At 53.5% G+C, this 19,137-nt stretch carries 23 protein-coding genes and 2 pseudogenes; 22 read left to right on the top strand and 3 right to left on the bottom strand.

Translation table 11 applies throughout. The annotated features are described in order from the left end of the window. Nucleotides 1-128 precede the first annotated feature (128 nt). The 3 genes and pseudogenes from QSJ10_RS10160 to QSJ10_RS10150 all read left to right on the top strand — a co-directional run. The gene (locus QSJ10_RS10160; RefSeq protein ID WP_033010185.1) at nucleotides 129-968 is read left to right on the top strand and encodes a lipoate--protein ligase family protein; all 840 of its coding nucleotides are present in this window, start codon (nucleotides 129-131) and stop codon (nucleotides 966-968) included. Nucleotides 969-1,221: 253 nt separating this feature from the next. Next, nucleotides 1,222-3,795 carry a vitamin B12-dependent ribonucleotide reductase gene (locus QSJ10_RS10155; protein WP_053532195.1) on the top strand — a complete coding sequence of 858 codons (2,574 nt, stop codon included), beginning with the start codon at nucleotides 1,222-1,224 and terminating at the stop codon, nucleotides 3,793-3,795. Nucleotides 3,796-4,037: 242 nt separating this feature from the next. Then, nucleotides 4,038-4,277: pseudogene (locus QSJ10_RS10150) on the top strand (spore gernimation protein); the annotation flags it as partial. A 44-nt stretch (nucleotides 4,278-4,321) separates the two neighbouring features. Here QSJ10_RS10150 and QSJ10_RS10145 read toward each other — a convergent pair. After that, nucleotides 4,322-4,699 (bottom strand): coiled-coil domain-containing protein, encoded by a 378-nt coding sequence (locus QSJ10_RS10145; RefSeq protein ID WP_033016412.1) that lies wholly within the window; start codon nucleotides 4,697-4,699, stop codon nucleotides 4,322-4,324. Between the two features lie 84 nt (nucleotides 4,700-4,783). On the opposite strand from QSJ10_RS10145, the pseudogene QSJ10_RS10140 reads away from it, so the two are divergent. The 3 genes and pseudogenes from QSJ10_RS10140 to QSJ10_RS10130 form a co-directional block, all read left to right on the top strand. Continuing rightward, nucleotides 4,784-5,041, top strand: a pseudogene (locus QSJ10_RS10140) (spore photoproduct lyase family protein); the annotation flags it as partial. Between the two features lie 127 nt (nucleotides 5,042-5,168). Next, nucleotides 5,169-5,594 carry a transcriptional regulator MntR gene (gene mntR / locus QSJ10_RS10135; RefSeq protein ID WP_033016413.1) on the top strand — a complete coding sequence of 142 codons (426 nt, stop codon included), beginning with the start codon at nucleotides 5,169-5,171 and terminating at the stop codon, nucleotides 5,592-5,594. Nucleotides 5,595-5,681: 87 nt separating this feature from the next. Further along, complete coding sequence (locus QSJ10_RS10130) at nucleotides 5,682-6,566, top strand: patatin-like phospholipase family protein (protein ID WP_033016418.1); 885 nt, start codon at nucleotides 5,682-5,684, stop codon at nucleotides 6,564-6,566. Nucleotides 6,567-6,591: 25 nt separating this feature from the next. On the opposite strand, the gene QSJ10_RS10125 is transcribed toward QSJ10_RS10130, so the two are convergent. Together QSJ10_RS10125 and QSJ10_RS10120 are read right to left on the bottom strand one after the other, a co-directional pair. Continuing rightward, nucleotides 6,592-6,948, bottom strand: a complete 357-nt coding sequence (locus QSJ10_RS10125) for an SA1362 family protein (RefSeq protein WP_033016419.1) — start codon at nucleotides 6,946-6,948, stop codon at nucleotides 6,592-6,594. 20 nt (nucleotides 6,949-6,968) lie between these two features. Then, a complete protein-coding gene (locus tag QSJ10_RS10120) occupies nucleotides 6,969-7,898 on the bottom strand; it encodes a DUF1385 domain-containing protein (RefSeq protein ID WP_033016420.1) in 930 nt (309 codons plus the stop codon). A 186-nt stretch (nucleotides 7,899-8,084) separates the two neighbouring features. On the opposite strand from QSJ10_RS10120, the gene QSJ10_RS10115 reads away from it, so the two are divergent. The 16 genes from QSJ10_RS10115 to nusB all read left to right on the top strand — a co-directional run bounded on the left by QSJ10_RS10115 (nucleotide 8,085) and on the right by nusB (nucleotide 19,066). Next, nucleotides 8,085-8,615 carry a YqhR family membrane protein gene (locus QSJ10_RS10115; protein WP_033016421.1) on the top strand — a complete coding sequence of 177 codons (531 nt, stop codon included), beginning with the start codon at nucleotides 8,085-8,087 and terminating at the stop codon, nucleotides 8,613-8,615. Between the two features lie 163 nt (nucleotides 8,616-8,778). After that, on the top strand, nucleotides 8,779-9,840 hold the full coding sequence (locus QSJ10_RS10110) for a M24 family metallopeptidase (RefSeq protein ID WP_033009385.1): 1,062 nt from the start codon (nucleotides 8,779-8,781) through the stop codon (nucleotides 9,838-9,840). 27 nt (nucleotides 9,841-9,867) lie between these two features. After that, nucleotides 9,868-10,425 (top strand): elongation factor P, encoded by a 558-nt coding sequence (gene efp / locus QSJ10_RS10105; protein WP_033016423.1) that lies wholly within the window; start codon nucleotides 9,868-9,870, stop codon nucleotides 10,423-10,425. Between the two features lie 178 nt (nucleotides 10,426-10,603). Next, nucleotides 10,604-10,885, top strand: coding sequence for a YqhV family protein (locus QSJ10_RS10100; protein ID WP_033009388.1), 282 nt, complete (start codon nucleotides 10,604-10,606; stop codon nucleotides 10,883-10,885). Between the two features lie 60 nt (nucleotides 10,886-10,945). After that, nucleotides 10,946-11,863, top strand: coding sequence for a stage III sporulation protein AA (gene spoIIIAA / locus QSJ10_RS10095; protein ID WP_033016424.1), 918 nt, complete (start codon nucleotides 10,946-10,948; stop codon nucleotides 11,861-11,863). After that, a complete protein-coding gene (gene spoIIIAB / locus QSJ10_RS10090) occupies nucleotides 11,860-12,372 on the top strand; it encodes a stage III sporulation protein SpoIIIAB (RefSeq protein WP_033009392.1) in 513 nt (170 codons plus the stop codon). Before spoIIIAA ends, spoIIIAB begins: the two co-directional genes overlap by 4 nt. Before the next feature lie 16 nt (nucleotides 12,373-12,388). Next, on the top strand, nucleotides 12,389-12,595 hold the full coding sequence (gene spoIIIAC / locus QSJ10_RS10085; RefSeq protein WP_020960538.1) for a stage III sporulation protein AC: 207 nt from the start codon (nucleotides 12,389-12,391) through the stop codon (nucleotides 12,593-12,595). An 11-nt stretch (nucleotides 12,596-12,606) separates the two neighbouring features. After that, a complete protein-coding gene (gene spoIIIAD, locus QSJ10_RS10080; protein ID WP_049624625.1) occupies nucleotides 12,607-13,002 on the top strand; it encodes a stage III sporulation protein AD in 396 nt (131 codons plus the stop codon). Nucleotides 13,003-13,014: 12 nt separating this feature from the next. Continuing rightward, a complete protein-coding gene (gene spoIIIAE, locus QSJ10_RS10075) occupies nucleotides 13,015-14,178 on the top strand; it encodes a stage III sporulation protein AE (RefSeq protein ID WP_033016426.1) in 1,164 nt (387 codons plus the stop codon). 10 nt (nucleotides 14,179-14,188) lie between these two features. Continuing rightward, complete coding sequence (gene spoIIIAF / locus QSJ10_RS10070) at nucleotides 14,189-14,800, top strand: stage III sporulation protein AF (RefSeq protein ID WP_033016427.1); 612 nt, start codon at nucleotides 14,189-14,191, stop codon at nucleotides 14,798-14,800. 5 nt (nucleotides 14,801-14,805) lie between these two features. Then, on the top strand, nucleotides 14,806-15,444 hold the full coding sequence (spoIIIAG, locus tag QSJ10_RS10065; RefSeq protein ID WP_033009400.1) for a stage III sporulation protein AG: 639 nt from the start codon (nucleotides 14,806-14,808) through the stop codon (nucleotides 15,442-15,444). Between the two features lie 26 nt (nucleotides 15,445-15,470). Beyond that, nucleotides 15,471-16,022: a SpoIIIAH-like family protein gene (locus QSJ10_RS10060; protein ID WP_033016429.1), complete on the top strand. Its 552-nt coding sequence runs from the start codon at nucleotides 15,471-15,473 to the stop codon at nucleotides 16,020-16,022. A gap of 140 nt (nucleotides 16,023-16,162) precedes the next feature. Continuing rightward, nucleotides 16,163-16,687, top strand: a complete 525-nt coding sequence (gene accB, locus QSJ10_RS10055; RefSeq protein WP_033016432.1) for an acetyl-CoA carboxylase biotin carboxyl carrier protein — start codon at nucleotides 16,163-16,165, stop codon at nucleotides 16,685-16,687. Between the two features lie 15 nt (nucleotides 16,688-16,702). Next, a complete protein-coding gene (gene accC, locus QSJ10_RS10050) occupies nucleotides 16,703-18,058 on the top strand; it encodes an acetyl-CoA carboxylase biotin carboxylase subunit (RefSeq protein WP_033009405.1) in 1,356 nt (451 codons plus the stop codon). Between the two features lie 10 nt (nucleotides 18,059-18,068). Next, nucleotides 18,069-18,473, top strand: a complete 405-nt coding sequence (locus tag QSJ10_RS10045) for an Asp23/Gls24 family envelope stress response protein (RefSeq protein WP_033016433.1) — start codon at nucleotides 18,069-18,071, stop codon at nucleotides 18,471-18,473. Between the two features lie 200 nt (nucleotides 18,474-18,673). Then, nucleotides 18,674-19,066, top strand: a complete 393-nt coding sequence (gene nusB / locus QSJ10_RS10040; RefSeq protein ID WP_033016434.1) for a transcription antitermination factor NusB — start codon at nucleotides 18,674-18,676, stop codon at nucleotides 19,064-19,066. The last annotated feature ends 71 nt before the right edge of the window (nucleotides 19,067-19,137 follow it).

The raw sequence follows: 19,137 nt of genomic DNA, 5'->3' as shown, positions 1-19,137 counted from the left end.
TGTCCGCTATTTCCTATTATATAGAGTTGCCGCTCGGAAGCAAAGTGTTTTCGCGATGCCATTTTTCTTCCCTTGGCCGGCGTTGTTTGCTAAACTAGTAAAGGTGATTCTGAAAAGAAGGTGGAACGATGGCTAAAAAGGAAGTATGGCGCTTTATTGACTCCGGCGAGGGCTCGCCGTCGTTTAATATGGCGCTTGATGAGGCGCTCTTAGAGTGGCACAGCGAAGGAAAAATTCCGCCGACGGTCCGCTTTTACGGCTGGAATCCGCCGACGTTGTCGATCGGCTATTTTCAAAAAGTGGAGAAAGAAATTGATTTAGACGCGGTGAAACGGAACGGCCTCGGCTTTGTCCGCCGCCCGACTGGCGGGCGCGGCGTTCTTCATGACAAAGAGTTGACATACAGCGTCATCGTCTCCGAATCGCATCCCGCGATGCCGCAGACGGTGACGGAAGCGTATCGCGTCATCTCCCAGGGCATTTTGGAAGGATTTCGCTTCCTTGGGCTTGACGCGTATTTCGCCGTGCCGAAAACAGAAGAAGAAAAAGCGGATTTGCGCAGCCCGCGCTCGGCTGTTTGCTTTGACGCACCGTCGTGGTACGAACTTGTCGTTGAGGGGCGGAAAATCGCCGGCAGCGCGCAAACGCGGCAAAAAGGCGTCATTTTGCAGCATGGTTCGATTTTGCTCGATTTGGACGAAGACTTGCTGTTCAGCTTGTTTAAATATCCAAACGAGCGGGTGAAAGAGCGTCTGCAGCGCGATTTTAAAAAGAAAGCCGTCGCGATCAATGAGTTGACGAGCCGCACGGTGACGATCGAGGAAGCGAAAGAAGCGTTTTACAAAGGATTTGAAAAAGGATTGAACATCGTATTGGAACCGTACACGCTCACCGCCGAAGAGTTGGCGTACGTCGAAGAGCTGGCGCGGACGAAATACGAAAGCGATGAATGGAACTTTAAGCGTTAGGCGGCAATATGGAACATCGCTCCTGTTTTGGCAAAAACGGCATGGCTGGTCCGTTTTTCGCCGTTTTTTGTCTTTTTTTGCTTGACAAAAACGAAATGATCTGTTCTAAATCACAATATATAGTATGATTTTCGTAAAAAATCATACTATATATTGTTTTTTTCTGTTTGATATGGTAAGGTAGAGAAGACAGGGCAACATTGGCAAAAACATGAGAGATTATATAATTATATAAAAGAGGAGAGATAGGAGAATGACGGTGGCGTCGTCCGAAAAAATGAAAATCAATATTGACAAGCTGAACGAGGATATCCGCCTATTTCCGCAAGTGCATCCGATTACGCCGGATATGCACATCACCCATAAAGGCGTATCCCGTTTGGTCATGTTGGACCGTTATTCGTTTAAGGATACGGAAAAGCTGACGCTCACACCGGGCGATTTCGTTGTGTTGACGATCAAGGAGGACCCGAAATTCCCAGCCCGCGGTCTCGGTTTTATCGTCGATATTGACTGGGAGGCGAAAAAAGCGCGCGTGTTGATTGAAGACGAATACCGGCACGTGCTCGAAGGCGAGGAGGCGGAAACCGGCATTGTCCTTCGATCGCTCGACATTATCGACAAGCCGCTCGAGATTTTCTATGAGCAAATCGCCAAGCGCAATGCGACCGGGCTGGCGGCGGTGGAAAAGACCGAAGAAAAGCGGAAAGAGTGGTTCGAAAAGTTTTATCAAGAGCTCGCCAGCTTGAATTTTGTTCCGGCCGGCCGCGTGTTGTACGGGGCGGGTTCAGGCAAGGAAGTGACGTATTTCAACTGCTATGTGATGCCGTTTGTGAAAGATTCGCGCGAAGGCATTTCCGAACATCGGAAGCAGGTGATGGAAATTATGAGCCGCGGCGGCGGCGTTGGGACGAACGGCTCGACATTGCGGCCGCGCCATACGCTTGCGCGTGGGGTGAACGGCAAATCGTCCGGGTCGGTCTCATGGCTTGACGACATTGCGAAGCTGACCCACCTTGTCGAGCAAGGTGGCTCCCGCCGCGGCGCCCAAATGATTATGCTGGCCGACTGGCACCCGGACATTATCGAATTCATCGTCTCGAAAATGCAAAACCCGCGCATTTTGCGCTACCTGCTTGAAAATATGGAAGACGAGGGCATCAAAAAAGCAGCGCGCGACAAACTGAAATTCACGCCGCTCACCGAGCGGGAGCGAACGATGTACGAAGCGATCGTCCGGTACAAAAACGCGCCTGACTACGGCGGCTTCACAGAGGAAATTATCAAAGATGCCGAAGAAAAACTGCGCACCGGCGGTACATACACGGTGCACAACCCGGACTTTTTGACCGGTGCGAACATTTCCGTCTGCTTGACGAAAGAATTCATGGAAGCGGTCGAAAAGGACGAAGAATACGCGCTGCGCTTCCCGGACGTAGAAACGTATTCTGAAGAAGAAATGCGCATTTACAATGAAAAATGGCATGAAGTCGGCGATGTGCGCGAATGGGAACAAATGGGCTACCGCGTCCGCGTCTACCGGAAAATCCGCGCCCGCGAGCTTTGGAAGTTGATCAACATTTGTGCGACGTATTCAGCCGAGCCGGGCATTTTCTTCATCGACAATGCCAATGAAATGACGAACGCTCGCGCGTACGGACAAAAAGTCGTGGCGACCAATCCGTGCGGGGAACAGCCCCTTGCGCCATATTCGGTCTGCAACTTGGCCGCCATTAACTTGGCGAACATGGTAGACAAAGAGCGGAAAGTCGTGGACTATGAAAAACTGAAGCGTACGGTTGAAATCGGGGTGCGGATGCAAGACAACGTCATTGATGCTACGCCATACTTCCTTGAGGAAAACAAAAAACAGGCGCTCGGCGAGCGCCGCATCGGCCTTGGCGTCATGGGGCTTGCCGACTTGCTCATTTACTGCGAAAAAGCGTACGGCTCCGAGGAAGGAAATCAACTTGTGGACGAACTGTTCCGCACGATCGCCACGACCGCTTACCGGGCCTCGATCGAGCTGGCGAAAGAAAAAGGCAGCTTCCCGTTTTTGGTCGGCGAAACGGAAGAAGAAACGCAAAAGTTGCGCGAAGCGTTCATCAACACCGGTTACATGAAACGGATGCCGGATGACATTCGCCAAGATATTTTGAAATACGGCATCCGCAACTCACACTTGCTGACGGTGGCGCCGACAGGATCGACGGGAACGATGGTCGGCGTCTCAACCGGGCTGGAGCCGTACTTCTCGTTCTCGTACTACCGGAGCGGGCGCTTGGGTAAATTTATCGAAGTGAAAGCGGACATTGTCCAAGAATATTTGGACAAACATCCGGAAGCCGACCCGAACCATTTGCCGCCTTGGTTTGTGACGGCGATGGACTTGCCGCCGGAAGCGCACGCCGATGTGCAATGCATCATTCAGCGCTGGGTCGACTCGAGCTTGTCGAAAACGGTCAACGCGCCGAGAGGCTACACCGTCGAGCAAGTGCAAAAAGTGTACGAGCGTTTATGGCGCGGCGGCGCGAAAGGCGGCACCGTCTACGTCGACGGCAGCCGCGATGCGCAAGTGTTGACGTTGAAAGCGGAAGAAAACCGGATCGAAGAACAGCTAGAACTGCTTCCAGAAGAACAAGAGGAAAAAGAAACAAAACGCGCCGTCGTGCTTGTCGATACGATTCAAGATGTGCGCGCCACCGATGTGACGATCGGCTCCGAAATCGGCAACATTTGCCCGATTTGCCGCGAAGGAACGGTTGAAGAGATCGGCGGCTGCAACACGTGCACGAACTGCGGCGCCCAGCTGAAGTGCGGCCTGTAATGGTGATACGGATGGGTTTGGATGGATGAAACGCTGGTTTCCGTAGAGGAACCGGCGTTTTTTTACATAAAAGGCAAAAGCCAAGATGTAGTGGTAAAAGGAGGGAACGAAAGGGGGAGCGTCATGATTGTTCATGTCGTAAAGCGCGGGGAGACGCTTTGGCAGTTGGCTCAGCGTTACGGCGTTCCACTCGAGCGGATTGTCGCCGCCAATGAACTGAGCGACCCGAACCGGCTAGCCCCATTCGCTACGGGGCGTCCATCCAATACGATGCGGCGGCCGCCTCGCCGTTTTACCGCTATACAGATGAACAAGGGCGACAACATGAAGTGTGGTTTGAGGACGCCCGCAGCGCGTTGGCGAAATTTGACTTGGTGAAAGAATACGGATTGCGCGGAATCAGCTACTGGGTGCTCGGGTATCCGTATCCGGAAAACTGGGTGCTGTTGGAAGACAATTTCCGCATTCGCAAGCGTGGGTAAGCTAAGCAGTTAGAGCGTATGCGCCGGTCATCGGGCATACGCTTTTATTTTGTTTCTTGGAGTTCGAGCCGCTTTTTGAGTTGATACATTTCCAGATCGTGCTGGCCGATCTTATGATTTAAATATTCAATCGCAATGTTCGCGTTACGCCAATCATGTGACAGTATCTCGAACATACGCCGATGCTCAGCCAGCTCGTCCTCGATTTTTTTGAAATGGCTGCGCGTTTCGATGATGAAATGGTCCAACTTTTCCTCGAGGCGCTGTTGTCGTTCTTCGAGGCGCTGTTGTCGTTCTTCGAGGCGTTGTTGCCGTTCTTCGAGGCGCTGTTGTCCGGCTTCTAGTCGGTCGAGGCGTTCATGAATCGGCTGCAACTCCTCTTTCAGCACTGAGCGAAGCAATTCGACAAGCTCGTGAGACATTCTGCATCCCCCCTTTCAGCTTAGTTTTATTGTATCATTGCGTTTATGAGCTGTCATGGCAAATCGCAAAGGAGTACGAATGTTTTGAAAGGAGTGGATTTATCTAGTTTGACGTTTGAGCTCATCCAGCATCGGTTTACCAAGCCGGCCAAGCGGGTCATCGAGCAGCGTTACCCGAAAACCAAGCTCGATTTGGACGAATCGAAGCGCAAGTATAAGTGGGGGCGGTACGGCATCGGCAAATACGTGTATCGTGACGAGGAGGCGCAGGAGCTGGAGGAAACGATGCGTTCGTACATTACCCGCTTTTTCCCGGCGGCTGAGGTGCAGTATTTTACGTAATGCCCCTTTTATGGTACAATAGAAATGATTGCTCTTTTTGTCTGCCAAAAGGGCCGACGCATCGGAGTGACGGTATAGGCCGGGGGATTTGCTGGCGGCAGGCAAACGTTGCAGGAGGGGACAAACGTTGCCGACACCGAGCATGGAAGATTATATTGAACAAATTTACTTGTTGATTGAAGAAAAAGGCTATGCCCGCGTTTCGGACATCGCGGAAGCGTTGTCCGTTCACCCTTCTTCAGTGACGAAAATGGTGCAAAAGCTCGATAAAGATGAATATTTGGTGTATGAAAAGTACCGCGGCCTTGTCTTGACGCCGAAAGGAAAAAAAATCGGCCAACGGCTTGTGTACCGCCATGAGCTGCTTGAGCAGTTTCTTCGCCTCATTGGCGTCAACGAAGAAAACATTTACCGCGATGTGGAAGGGATTGAACACCATTTGAGTTGGAACGCCATCGACCGGATTGGCGATTTGGTGCAATATTTTCAAGAGGACGAACGCCGTCTTGAGGCGCTGCGCGACGTGCAAAAGCGCAATGAGCAAGGGGAGTAAGCGACTGCTTGCTCTTTTTTGTTTTTCGTACTAAACGCCTTTTCTTTCTCTTACATATATATAAACAGCGAGAAAGGGGAGGCGGCGATGGACATTGATCTCGTCTTTTCCGGCGGCGGAGTGAAAGGGTTTGCGTTGCTGGGGGCGTATGAGGCCATTGAAGAAAAAGGGCTGCGCTGGAAGCGGCTTGCCGGGACGAGCGCCGGGGCGCTGCTTGCTGCGCTACTGGCGGCTGGATACACCGCCCGTGAGATGACGCAGTTGTTCGAGGAGCTTAGGCTGGAGCAGTTTTTGGATGAACGGGCGTCGTGGGTTCCGTTTTCTGTTTGGAAGTGGGTGCGTCTATATTGGCATTTAGGAGTTTATAAGGGAAACGTGTTTGAACAGTGGATCGAATCGGCGCTCGCTGCCCGCGGAGTGCGTATGTTTCGGGATGTACCAGCTGACAGTTTGTATATCGTTGCCTCCGATGTGACGAACGGGCGCATCGTCGTGCTGCCGGATGATTTGGCGATATACGGCATTGACCCCGGCTCGTTTTCGATCGCCAAGGCGGTGCGGATGAGCACGAGCATTCCGTACTTTTTCGAGCCGGTCCGCCTTCACGGACGGGACGGCACCTCCCTCATCGTTGACGGCGGGGTGCTCAGCAACTTTCCGCTGTTTCTCTTTGATGAAGAAAAAGAAACGAAAAAACGGCCGGTGCTCGGCGTTCAATTGAGCGCCAAGCCCGGCCAGCGGCCGAAACGGCGCATTGCCAACGCGCTTGATTTGTACGAAGCGTTGTTTGAGGCGATGAAAGAGGCGCATGACGCCCGCTATATTTCGCGCCGCCATGAAAAAAACATCATCTTTTTGCCGGTGGAAAACGTTCTTGCGACCGATTTTTCCATCGACCTGGAAGCGCGCCGGCGTCTCATTGACTATGGGCGCGAGCGGGCGCGGCAGTTTTTGCGGCGGTGGGCGTTTTGAGCGCCCAAAACAAAAAAGAATCAAGCTAAAAGGAAGCCCGATTCTTTTTTTTGCCTTTTTTGCCCTCGATGACGGTCAAATGCGGAGTCGCCATTCGCTTTTTCAACGGCCGTTTTAGTTTCGCCGGCTTCGGCTGCTTGTGCGCGGAGCGGGGATGAAGCTTTTTCGACTGCCGCACCGCTTTTAGATACGACAATCGTTCTTTGCTAGTGCGGCGTTGGTAGACGAAACGGTAAAAGAGATAAATCGCGGCTGCAAACAGCGCAACAAACAACAGCTGGCGAAACAGCACCGTCGGATGGGCAAAAAGGGTATACACAATGCCAAGCGTCCCAAGCAAAATCATAAGTCCGGCGAGCGGGTGAACAGCCCTGTGCCGCAATGAATCCACCCCCTTTACGATTACTGCACCGCTTTTTTCGCTTCCGCTTCCGCCTCTAAACGAAGAAGCTGCTGGAACGAAGCGATGGCCACTTCCACTTGGTCGTCGTCCGGCTCTTTTGTCGTCAGCCGCTGCAGCCATAGACCGGGATAGCCCAGCCAGCGCAGCAACGGAATGTCCCTCCATTTATTTGTAAACTGCAGCACCTCAAACGAAACGCCGAGCACGACCGGAATTAAGGCGAGCCGGTTCACAATCCGCAGCCAAAGCGGATCGGTCGGCACGAACAAATACAGAAACAAGCCGACGATGACGGTAAATAAAATGAAGCTGCTACCGCACCGGTAGTGAAGGCGCGAGGCGCGTTGGACATGTTCGACAGTGAGCGGCCAGCCTGCTTCATAGGCGTTGATCACTTTATGTTCCGCCCCGTGGTATTGAAAGACACGTTTTACAAGCGGCGTCAAGGAAATAAAGTAAATGTAGCCGAGCAATAAGGCGAGCTTAAAAGCCCCTTCAAGCAAAATTTGCCCCGTTTTTCCCGGGATGAGCGGCTTGAAAGCGGCGGCGAGCAACGCTGGGATGAGCGTGAACACCGTTTTGGCGAACAAAAACGAGAGCACGCCGATCGCGGCGGCGCCGAGAATCAGCGTCAGGTTGGAACTGCTTTCGGCCTCCGTCTGTTCTTCCCCTAGGGCGACGTCATACCGTTCGCTTGCAAACTGCAAATGTTTGGCCCCGGTTGCGCTCGCTTCAATAATGGCGACGATGCCGCGGACAAACGGGATTTTTTTGAAGGCGGCCAGCGTCGGATTGGCGCGGCGCGGTGCGGAAAAGTACTCGATCGTTCCATCGGTGCGGCGAATGGCGGTGACAGAATGCGTTTTGCCGGCAAACATGACCCCTTCGACAACCGCCTGGCCGCCGTATAACGGTTTCTCTTGTTTCATCGGGCAAACACCAACCTATTTTTTATGTTTATTATTTTATTCTACAAGAAACGTCCGGAAACCTCTAGGTTGATGTTACTGTTATGATTTCCAAAAAATCCATTATTTACACAGAGGCGGTCATTTTTTTGCTTGATTCATGGGGCGGCAAATTGCAGGTCATACTAACAGACAAGGAGGTGTAGCATGATGGCGGAACAGAAAGGAAAACTGGAGCAAGAAAAAACGGAACGGCCGATGACGCTCGTGCAAAAAACGATTATCACCGGATTTGTCGGCGGGGTGTTTTGGAGCTTGATGGGCTATTTGGCTTACTTTTTCAACTTCAGCGAAATCAGTCCGAACATGGTTCTCATCCCGTGGGTCGCCGGCGATTGGAAATACGGCAAAGCCGGCAATTATGCGGCTATTGTGTTGATCGGCATCATTTCCATTGCGGCGGCGCTTCTTTACTATGCACTGCTAAGGAACATCCGCGGCATGTGGGCGGGAATGTTGTATGGCGCTGCGCTTTGGGTAGTGGTGTTTTATTTGCTCAATCCGCTGTTTCCGAACGTGAAGCCGGTTGCGGATTTAGAGACGAATACGGTCATTACAACGCTCTGCTTGTACATTTTGTACGGCGTGTTTGTCGGGTATTCGGTTTCTTTCGAGGCGCAGGAAATGAACCGGCCGTCGCCAAGCGCTGAACCGCAGGCGGCCAAGGAAGGAAGCTAAGCTGTCGGCCAAAGCAGGCGCATATGGCGGAAACTGCTGCGATCATGGTAAAATAAAGAAGGTTTCCATATTTTTTAGGCGCAGCCGATCTCGCGCATCGGCAACCGCCAACGTATCACATCGCCTTTGTATTACAATATTCATGGGCAGAGGAGAATGAAACATGGAAAAGCTGGAAAGGCTTCGAGCGTTGCTTGAAGAGCAGCATCTTGACGGGCTGTTGGTGACAAACGGCTGCAACCGCCGCTACATTACCGGATTCACTGGCACCGCCGGCGTTGCGCTTGTCAGCCGCCAAGGGGCGGTCTTTATTACGGATTTTCGCTATGTCGAGCAGGCGGCCAAGCAAGTTGAAGGATTTGAAATCGTCCAGCACAGCGGACCGATCGTCGATGAAATCGCGAAACAAGTGAAGCGGCTCGGGATCAAAACGCTCGGCTTTGAGCAGGAGCATGTGACGTATGCGGCGTACAAGGCGTATGAAGAGGCGATTGATGCCGAGCTTGCGCCGACATCCCATGTCGTGGAAAAGTTGCGCTTGATTAAGTCGGAAGCAGAGATTAAGATATTAAAGGAAGCAGCGGAAATTGCCGATGCTGCATTTGCTCATATTTTGTCGTTCATTCGTCCGGGCGTCAAAGAAATTGAAGTGGCGAATGAGCTTGAATTTTTTATGCGCAAACAAGGGGCGTCTTCGTCCTCCTTCGATACGATCGTCGCTTCTGGCTACCGTTCGGCGCTGCCGCACGGGGTGGCGTCCGAAAAAACGATCGAGCGCGGCGAACTCGTCACGCTTGATTTCGGGGCTTACTACAAGGGATATTGTTCCGACCTGACAAGGACGGTCGCCGTCGGCCAAGTCAGCGCTGAGCTGCAAACGATTTATGGCATTGTCCTTGAAGCGCAGCGGCGCGGCATGCGCGGGATCAAAGCGGGCATGACCGGCAAAGAGGCTGACGCACTGACGCGCGATTATATTCGCGAACAAGGGTATGGCGATTATTTCGGACATTCAACCGGCCACGGCATCGGCCTTGAAATTCACGAAGGGCCGACGCTTTCGGCCCGCTCCGATGCGGTGCTGGAGCCGGGCATGGTTGTGACGGTCGAGCCCGGCATTTACATCCCGGGGCTCGGCGGGGTGCGCATTGAGGATGATGCGGTCATTACCGCCGATGGGAACGAAGCGCTCACTCATTCGCCGAAAGAACTGATCATTTTATAACGGATAGCGTGAGGAGGATTTCGGGCAATGATTTCAGTCAACGATTTTCGCACAGGACTTACCATCGAGGTCGACGGCGAGATTTGGCGCGTCCTTGAGTTTCAGCACGTCAAGCCGGGCAAGGGTGCGGCGTTCGTCCGTTCGAAACTGCGAAATTTGCGCACCGGCGCCATTCAAGAGCGGACGTTCCGCGCCGGCGAAAAAGTGAACCGGGCGCAAATTGACACGCGCAAAATGCAATATTTGTACGCCAACGGCGATCAACACGTCTTTATGGACATGGAAACATATGAGCAAATTGAGCTGCCGGCAAAGCAAATCGAATATGAGCTCAAGTTTTTGAAAGAAAATATGGAAGTGTTCATCATGATGTACCAGGGCGAAACGATCGGCATCGAGCTGCCGAATACCGTTGAGCTGAAAGTTGTTGAAACCGAGCCGGGCATTAAAGGCGACACCGCTTCCGGCGGTTCGAAACCGGCCAAGCTTGAAACCGGCCTTGTCGTTCAAGTGCCATTTTTCGTCAACGAAGGCGACACCCTCATCATCAATACGGCTGACGGCACATACGTGTCACGGGCGTAAGAACCTGAACAAGGGCAGCACTGATCCGGAATGTTCCGGGCCGGTGCTGTTTTTATGCGCCAAAGGTGCCCCGTCCTGCTTCGTTGTCCATCCCCGTTTTCACCGGCAAAAACTTCTTCTGAAACGGCTTGTTCCCGCATACGTTTGTACTAATCCATCTCTATTTGAGGAGGGACACATGAAACATTGGCTGCGATCGATCGATTCGTCCGTTTTGGCGATGGCGGGCATGCGAATGTTGTCGGCGCTTATTGAACTGAGTGCAGCGCTGCTGATGTTGGTCTTTAATGATGTAAGAAAGGCGCTCGCCATTAACGCCGTGCTCGCTGCTGTCGGCCCGACTGTGCTGATCGTAACGATGGCGATCGGTCTGCTTTCGCTGGCGGATGAGCTTTCGTTTTCTCGGCTCGCGTTCATCGCGCTCGGGGTGGCGCTCATTTTGTTCGGCATTTACAAGTAAGGCATAAACAGCATCTTCCGCCCATACATATAGACTAGTCCACCAAAAAGGGGGAGGGCCATGGAAGCGGTATGGGGAATTTTGCCGAAAACGATCGCCGCTGTGTTGCAGCAGATGCCTTCCTGGGGGCGCAGCATCGAAGAAATCCGCATCCGTATTTCCCGGCCGCTTGAAGTGATCGTCGATGGGAAGGCCCGCTTGCTGCCATATGAAGTGACGAAAGAGGACGGCGTGTACTTGCTCAACAAGTTGAGCCATTATTCGATTTATGCCGTCGAAGAGGAGCTGAGGCGTGGATTTATGACGATTGAAGGCGGCCATCGCGTCGGGCTCGCCGGCAAAGTCGTTACAGAAGGGGGCAAGGTGAAAGCCATCCGCGATGTCGCCTCCTTTAACATCCGCATTGCCAAAGAGCAAATCGGCATTGCCGATCCGCTGATTCCGTATGTGTATGATGGGCGCTGGCGCCATACGATGATCATCGGTTCCCCGCAGACCGGCAAAACGACGCTGTTGCGCGACGCGGCGCGCCTGATCAGCAGCGGAACTGGGCGCATTCCGGCGCAAAAGGTAGCGATCGTTGACGAGCGGTCGGAAATCGCCGGCTGCGTGAAAGGCATTCCGCAATTTTCGTTCGGCCCACGCCTTGATGTGTTGGACGCTTGTCCGAAAGCGGAAGGGATGATGATGATGATTCGCTCGATGAGTCCGGATGTCATGATTGTGGATGAAATTGGGCGCGAGGAAGACAGCGAAGCGGTGCTGGAGGCGGCGAATGCCGGCGTTTCGATATGGACGACCGTGCACGGGCGCACCGTTCGAGATGTTTGGCAGCGGCCGACGCTGCGTCCGGTCATGGAGCAACGGGTGTTTGAACGGTTTATTGAGTTGACGAACGTCCCGCATCCCGGCTTCATCCGGCGCATTGTTGACGCCAACGGCGCCGTGCTGTACGAGCGGGCGGTGGCGGGCCGATGAAGTGGCTGGGCGCCTTGTTGATTCTTGCCGCCTCCACTTGGATGGGGATGGCAGCCGCCCGCGCCTTGTACGAACGGCCGCGCCAGCTTCGCCAGCTGAAAGCGGCGCTCAGGGCGTTCGAAGCGGAAGTGATGTACGGACATACGCCGCTTGCCGAGGCATCTCAGCATATCGCCCGCCAGACGGCCGCTCCGATTGGCGAGCTGTTTGCCCAGTTTGCGGCGGCGTTGCATGCGTGTGAAACGAGCGTGGCCGAAGCATGGGAAAAAAGCTTGCGGGCTGTATGGGGGAAGACCGCGCTCAAACAAGGAGAGTGGGAAGTAATGAAACAGTTTGGCGCCACGCTCGGCCAGTATGACCGGCTCACCCAGCAACAGCAAATCGCCTTGGCGCTCGCCCATCTTGAGCGGGAGGAAGCGGAGGCGCTGGACGATCAGGCGCGCTATGGCAAAATGGCGAAAAGTTTAGGCGTGTTAGCCGGGCTGCTGCTCGTCATTTTACTCATGTAGACAGGAGGCAGGACGAATGGGCATCGATGTCGATATCATTTTAAAAATCGCCGGCGTCGGCATCGTCATCGCGTTTTTGCATACGGTGCTCGACCAGATGGGAAGGAAAGAATACGCCCAGTGGGTGACGCTGCTCGGCTTTATTTATATTTTGTTTATGGTCGCTTCGATTGTAAGCGATTTGTTTCAAAAAATTAAAGATGTCTTTTTGTTCCGCGGATAGGGGGAGAGGCCATGGACATTTTGCAAATCGTCGGCCTCGGGTTGGTGGCGACGTTCCTCGTTGTGCTGCTGCAAGAACAAAAATCGAGCCTCTCCTTTTTATTGACTGTTTTTGTCGGATGCACCATTTTTTTACTTCTTGTTGACCAAATCAGCAATATTTTGCTGACGCTGCGGGAGATGGCGGAAGGCGCCCACATTCAAATGGTGTACTTGGAAATGATGTTGAAAATTATCGGCATTGCCTACATCGCCGAGTTTGCCGCGCAAATTTCCAAAGACGCCGGCCAAGGGGCGATCGCTGCCAAAATTGAGCTCGGCGGCAAAATCGTCATTTTGGCGCTCGCCGTCCCAATTTTGACTGCCATCATTGAAGCGGTCATCAGCCTCATTCCGGCGGCGCGATAAGGAGGGAACGGATTGAAGCGGACAGCGTTCCTCATTGCGGGGTTGCTCTCTCTCTTTTTTTGCCCGTTCGTCGTACAAGCTGCGAGCGATGGGCCGTACGTCAGCGAGCAGCTCGCTCATTTGGATGTCAGCGACATCCGCCGTTATTGGGAAACGATCGTCCATGAGTATGGGGGCTTTTTGCCGGAAAGCGAAAAAGGGCCGCTCTCCGATTTTTTAAGCGGCGACCGGCAATGGTCGCCCGTCGAGTGGCTGAAAGCGCTCGCCCGTTATTTATTTTATGAACTGCAAGTCAACGGGAAGCTGCTTGGGACGCTCATTTTGCTCGCTGTCTTCAGCACCGTGCTGCAATCGCTGCAAAACGCGTTCGCCCAGCAGGAGGTAAGCAAAATCGCCCACGCCGTCGTCTACATGGTGCTGTTATTGCTCGCCTTAAACAGCTTCCGCCTCGCAACCGGCTATGCGCTCGAGGCGGTGCGGACGATGAGCCATTTTATCATCGCCCTCGTTCCGCTTTTGCTCGCCTTGCTCGCCTCCTCCGGCGGCGTCGTATCGGCGGCGTTTTTCCATCCGATCATTTTGTTTTTGATGAACACAACCGGCGTTGTCGTGGAATATGTCACGCTCCCGCTTCTGTTGCTAGCGGCGCTTTTAAGTGTCGTCAGCACGCTCAGCGACCGGTACAAGGCGACCCAGCTTGCCGATTTGTTGAACAAGGCCGCCCTCGGTTTGCTCGGCCTCATTTTGACGGTTTTCCTTGGCGTTATGTCGGTGCGGGGGGCAACAGCGGCGGTGGCGGACGGGGTGGCGCTGCGGGCGGCGAAATTTGTCACCGGCAACTTCATCCCGGTCGTCGGCAAGCTGTTTACTGATGCAGCCGATACGGTCGTTGCCGCTTCGATGCTGCTCAAAAATGCGGTCGGATTGGTCGGGGTGGCTGTGTTGTTGATGATTGCCATCTTTCCGGCGGTGAAAATTTTCGCCATCGTCATCATCTACAAACTATCAGCCGCGCTGTTGCAGCCGCTTGGCGGCAGTCCGGTGCTGTCTTGCCTCAACATTATCGGCAAAAGCATCGCCTATGTGCTCGCGGCGCTTTTGATCGTCTCGCTCATGTTTTTCTTCAGCCTCACCGTCATGGTTATGGCAGGGAATATTACGATGATGGTCCGCTAGGAGGAACGTTATGCAGCTTGTGATTGAATGGGTGACGAACATCATTTTGTTTTTGTTGTTTGCCATCATCATCGATTTTTTGCTGCCGTCCGGGACGATGCAAAAATATGTCAAAATGGTCGTCGGACTTTTGCTTCTCCTAATTATGTTGACGCCGGTGCTCCGGATGGCTTCGGCGGATCCGGATCAGCTTGTCGCTTCAGCACTTGCCCGTTTTTCCGAAGGCTTCAAGGGGGAAGAGGAGATAAAAAATCAAATGGAACAACAGAAAAAAGAAATACAAGCTTCACAACGCGCATATATTTTAGAACAAATGGCTGTCCAGCTCGAAAACGACGTAAACGGGGAGTTGATGGAAAAGTATGGATTGAAGGCTGATGTCAAAGTTTACGCCGATCACAACGAAAATTGGCGTATGCCAGAGGACATCAAGACGATTGAAGTGGCGCTTTTGAAACAACGCCCTTCCAGCGCGGTGGAGCCGGTTGTCATCGATACAATAAAGCCGCCGGCTTTGCCCGAGAGCGATGCCTCGCTGGCTGAAGAGGTGCGCGCCTTTCTCGCCGGCAAATGGGAAGTCGATGAAAATAAAATTGCCGTGCAATTTAGAGGGAGGGAATAGGGGGGATGCTCTCGTTTTTCAAACGATTTCTTTCTTCCCCGCCCAAAGACGGGAACGGGGAAGGGGCGCGAAAACACATGCCGTTCTCATATGTCGTTGTCCTGCTGCTGGCCGGTGTGGCGCTCATGGCGGCGAGTCACTTTGCAGGTAGCGCAGACGATGCCGAAGCCAAGCCTTCCGCCAATCAGCCGGAATCCCCGTCCGAGCCGGCGTTTTTGTCGAGCAAGGAGACAAAGGATAAAGTGATCGCCGCCTATGAGGAACGGTACGAGAAGGAGTTGAAAGCCGCCCTCGAAGCAATTGAAGGGGTTGAGGATGTCACCGTTGTCGTCAACCTTGACTCAACCGAGCTGAAGCTGTTTGAGAAAAAACGCTCGACCCAGCAGCAAACGACCGAAGAAAGCGACAAGGAAGGCGGAAAACGGACGATTGAAAATCAGTCGACAAACGAAGAAGTGATCATCATCCGCAATGGCGACGAGGAAACGCCGCTTGTTGTCGCCACGAAAAAGCCGGATATTCGCGGTGTGCTTGTCGTCGCCAAAGGGGCCGACAACTTGCAAATTAAAAAATGGATCGTCGAGGCGGTGACGCGCGTGTTAAACGTTCCGAGCTACCGCGTCGCGGTCTTGCCGAAAAAATGACTCAAGTAAGGGGAGAGGAGATCGCCATGTTGAAAAAACAAACGGTATGGCTGTTGACGATGCTAAGCTTAGTAGTCGTACTGTCGGTGTATTATGTCACGGCGCCGAAAGAGATGGGCAACAGCCCGGCGCTCACCGCGAATGAGAAAACAGAAAAGCCGGCCAAACAACCAAGCGTAGCGGTGGAAGAGACTGGAGCGAAAGAGGAGCCGTCAACCGCAGGCGATGATTTGTTTACAGCGCTGCGCATGAAAATTGAGGATGAACGGAGCCGGCTGCGCGATGAGCTGAACGCCATTGTCGCTTCAGCGAACGCGACGGAGGAAGAAAAAAGTGAAGCGCTCGACAAAATTGAAAAATTGCAAGCATTGTCCGAAAAAGAAGCAACGTTGGAGACGCTCATCAAATCGAAAGGCGGGTATGAAGACGTGCTCGTGCGCGCCGATGACAACCAAGTGCGCGTGACGATCAAAGCGAAACAAAGCTCATCTAAATCGGCGAATGAAGTCATTCATATGGTGAAAAAAGAAATTCCGGATGCCCAATATGTCACCGTCGAGTTCCAGCCGGCCGGATGAACGCGCTGCTCTTTGCCAGAGCAGTTTTTTTTGCATAAAAACCTTTCGTTTGCCCTGCAGTTGTGTGTATAATCGTTATGAATACGTTTGATCACCGCCTGCGAAAGACGGGCTGACACTTGGAGAAAGGTGTGAGAACGATGAAAATTCAAGAAATCCGCGAATTGATTCGGTTGGTCGATCAATCCTCAATCGATGAATTTGTATATGAGCAAGGAGAAACGAAAGTACATATGAAAAAAGCGGTTGCTGTCGCCGTTGCACCGGCAGCCGCACCGGCGGCGCCCGCACAGGCAGTGGCAGCGGTCGAACCGACGGCGGCCCCGGCGCTTGCGCCTGTCCAAGTGGCGGCTTCGGAAGTGAAGCAGGCGCCGGAAACGGAACCGACGGCGGCCAAAGAAGCAAAGCCGGCTGTGGAAGGCAACTTGCATCAAATTACATCGCCGATGGTCGGCACGTTCTACGCAGCGCCGGCGCCGGACAAGCCGCCGTATGTGAAGCCGGGCGACAAAGTGAAAAAAGATACGGTTGTTTGCATCATCGAGGCGATGAAGCTGTTTAATGAAATTGAAGCGGAAGTCGATGGCGAAATTGTCGAGGTGCTCGTGCAAAACGGCCAGCTCGTCGAATACGGTCAGCCGTTGTTTTTGGTCAAGCCTGAATAAGGGAGAGAACGGACGATGATCAAAAAAGTGTTGGTGGCGAACCGCGGGGAAATCGCCGTCCGCATTATTCGCGCCTGCCGGGAGCTCGGCATTGAGACGGTCGCCGTCTTTTCGCAGGCTGACCGCGACGCCTTGCATGTGCAGCTGGCGGATGAGGCGTACTGCATCGGGCCGACCGCCTCGAAAGACAGCTATTTGAATTTCACCAACATCATGAGCGTTGCCACGTTGACCGGCTGTGACGCCATTCACCCGGGCTATGGCTTTTTGGCGGAGAACGAGGCGTTTGCCGAGCTGTGCCGCGAATGCAATGTCACGTTCATCGGCCCGAGCCCGGAAGCGATCGCCAAAATGGGGATTAAAGACATCGCCCGCGAGACGATGAGGGAAGCGGGTGTGCCGATTGTGCCGGGCTCGCGCGGCGTTATTGAAAGTCTTGAGGAGGCGCGGGCGATCGCCGCTGAAATCGGTTACCCGGTCATCATCAAAGCGACGGCCGGCGGCGGTGGGAAAGGAATTCGCGTCGCTCGCAACGAAGAAGAGCTCGTCAAAGGCATCAACATCACCCAGCAAGAAGCGGCGACGGCGTTCGGCAACCCTGGCGTTTATATTGAAAAGTATATCGAAGATTTCCGCCATGTCGAAATTCAAGTGCTCGCCGATTCATATGGCAACACCATTCATTTAGGAGAGCGCGACTGCTCGATCCAGCGCCGGCTGCAAAAGCTTGTCGAAGAAGCGCCGTCGCCGGCCCTTGACGACGACATGCGCCGGAGGATGGGCGAGGCGGCGGTCAAGGCGGCCAAGGCGGTCAACTACACGGGCGCCGGCACGGTCGAATTTATTTATGACCACCGGAACAAACAGTTTTATTTCATGGAAATGAATACGCGCATTCAGGTGGAGCACCCGGTCACCGAGCTCATTACCGGTGTCGATTTAGTAAAAGAACAGATCCGCGTCGCTGCCGGTGAAAAGCTGTCGCTCACCCAAGAGGACGTCTCCTTTAACGGTTGGGCGATCGAATGCCGCATCAATGCGGAAAACCCAGCGAAAAACTTTATGCCGTCGCCGGGGAAAATCGCCATGTACTTGCCGCCGGGTGGTCCGGGCGTGCGCGTCGATTCCGCCGCCTACCCGGGCTATACGATTCCGCCGTATTACGATTCGATGATCGCCAAACTGATCGTTCACGCGCCGACGCGTGAGGAGGCGATCGCCCGCATGAGACGGGCTCTTTCGGAGTTTGTCATTGAAGGCATTCATACGACGATCCCGTTTCACATAAAATTAATGGAGCATGAGAAATTCCAAAGCGGCGAGTTTAATACGAAGTTTTTGGAGTTATATGATATTATGAAGGCGGAATAGGAGGTGCCCCATGTCTGAACATATGTTTAACTCCGAACAGGAGTACACCGGGCTTGGCAAAGTCGAAATTGCACCGGAAGTGATCGAGGTGATCGCCGGCATCGCGGCCAGCGAAGTCGATGGCGTTGCGCAAATGCGCGGCAATTTCGCCGCTGGCGTTGCCGAGCGGTTTGGCAAAAAGCATCACGGCAAAGGCGTCAAAGTCGATTTGCGCGATGACGGGGTTGTCATTGACCTTTATTGCTTCGTCCAGTTCGGCGCGTCGATCCCGAACGTGGCGAAAAAGGTGCAGGAAAACGTGCGCCAGGCGCTTTGGAACATGACCGGCTTGGAAACGAGCGAAGTAAACGTGCACATCGTCGGCATTCAGTTTGAAAGCGGAAAACAGGAGCACGACGCCGTCGAACAACGGTGACAAAAACAGAAGGCAGCTGCTTTCGGAGCAGCCGCCTTTTGTTTTTTTCGTCAAAGTCTGTTATTGTAATGAACGAGGCCATCAGCGGAGCCGGCGGTGTAAAATCGGCAGCAAGACGGGCGACGGGAAGGGTCTGGCTTTTTCCGAAAAATATGATAAGATTTTAATATAAATGTTCGTATTTAGAGAGGGGGAAGGCAATGAAGCGGCATGAAGCGCGGGAAAAAGCGCTGCAGGCGCTGTTTCAAATCGACGTCGGGCACATTCCGCCGGAGGAGGCGCTGGCCAATGTGGCAGGAAGCAGCGAAGCGGATCCATTTTTGCGCCAGCTTGTACTAGGCGTCGTCGAGCACCAGGAGGAAATTGACGAGCTGTTGCGTGCCAATTTGGAAAAGTGGACGCTTGAGCGGGTGGCCAATGTGGACCGCGCCATCTTGCGCATGGCGACGTATGAGATGAAGTATGTCGACGATGTGCCGGTGAGCGTCAGCCTCGATGAAGCGGTCGAGCTGGCGAAAAAATTCGGCGATTGGAAATCCGGGAGTTTTGTCAACGGCGTGCTTTCGAAAGTGAAGGCGGCGCTGCAAAAATAGGACAGGCCGCCGGCTGCGCAAGCTTTCGGCGTCAAGTCAGGCAAACCGATATGGATGGACGAACAAGGAGA

It is taken from the genome of Geobacillus stearothermophilus ATCC 12980, assembly GCF_030369615.1.
GTDB lineage: Bacteria > Bacillota > Bacilli > Bacillales > Anoxybacillaceae > Geobacillus > Geobacillus stearothermophilus.
The sequence above is the reverse complement of the archived record's forward strand: the minus strand, read 5'-3'. Positions and strand labels throughout refer to the sequence as shown.

Coding starts and splice junctions, on each gene's coding strand:
- QSJ10_RS10160 (WP_033010185.1), top strand. CDS start 129: ATGGCTAAAAAGGAAGTATGGCGCTTTATTGACTCCGGCGAGGGCTCG.
- QSJ10_RS10155 (WP_053532195.1), top strand. CDS start 1,222: ATGACGGTGGCGTCGTCCGAAAAAATGAAAATCAATATTGACAAGCTG.
- QSJ10_RS10145 (WP_033016412.1), bottom strand. CDS start 4,699: ATGTCTCACGAGCTTGTCGAATTGCTTCGCTCAGTGCTGAAAGAGGAG.
- QSJ10_RS10130 (WP_033016418.1), top strand. CDS start 5,682: ATGGACATTGATCTCGTCTTTTCCGGCGGCGGAGTGAAAGGGTTTGCG.
- QSJ10_RS10120 (WP_033016420.1), bottom strand. CDS start 7,898: ATGAAACAAGAGAAACCGTTATACGGCGGCCAGGCGGTTGTCGAAGGG.
- QSJ10_RS10115 (WP_033016421.1), top strand. CDS start 8,085: ATGATGGCGGAACAGAAAGGAAAACTGGAGCAAGAAAAAACGGAACGG.
- QSJ10_RS10110 (WP_033009385.1), top strand. CDS start 8,779: ATGGAAAAGCTGGAAAGGCTTCGAGCGTTGCTTGAAGAGCAGCATCTT.
- efp (WP_033016423.1), top strand. CDS start 9,868: ATGATTTCAGTCAACGATTTTCGCACAGGACTTACCATCGAGGTCGAC.
- QSJ10_RS10100 (WP_033009388.1), top strand. CDS start 10,604: ATGAAACATTGGCTGCGATCGATCGATTCGTCCGTTTTGGCGATGGCG.
- spoIIIAA (WP_033016424.1), top strand. CDS start 10,946: ATGGAAGCGGTATGGGGAATTTTGCCGAAAACGATCGCCGCTGTGTTG.
- spoIIIAB (WP_033009392.1), top strand. CDS start 11,860: ATGAAGTGGCTGGGCGCCTTGTTGATTCTTGCCGCCTCCACTTGGATG.
- spoIIIAC (WP_020960538.1), top strand. CDS start 12,389: ATGGGCATCGATGTCGATATCATTTTAAAAATCGCCGGCGTCGGCATC.
- spoIIIAD (WP_049624625.1), top strand. CDS start 12,607: ATGGACATTTTGCAAATCGTCGGCCTCGGGTTGGTGGCGACGTTCCTC.
- spoIIIAF (WP_033016427.1), top strand. CDS start 14,189: ATGCAGCTTGTGATTGAATGGGTGACGAACATCATTTTGTTTTTGTTG.
- spoIIIAG (WP_033009400.1), top strand. CDS start 14,806: ATGCTCTCGTTTTTCAAACGATTTCTTTCTTCCCCGCCCAAAGACGGG.
- QSJ10_RS10060 (WP_033016429.1), top strand. CDS start 15,471: ATGTTGAAAAAACAAACGGTATGGCTGTTGACGATGCTAAGCTTAGTA.
- accB (WP_033016432.1), top strand. CDS start 16,163: ATGAAAATTCAAGAAATCCGCGAATTGATTCGGTTGGTCGATCAATCC.
- accC (WP_033009405.1), top strand. CDS start 16,703: ATGATCAAAAAAGTGTTGGTGGCGAACCGCGGGGAAATCGCCGTCCGC.
- QSJ10_RS10045 (WP_033016433.1), top strand. CDS start 18,069: ATGTCTGAACATATGTTTAACTCCGAACAGGAGTACACCGGGCTTGGC.
- nusB (WP_033016434.1), top strand. CDS start 18,674: ATGAAGCGGCATGAAGCGCGGGAAAAAGCGCTGCAGGCGCTGTTTCAA.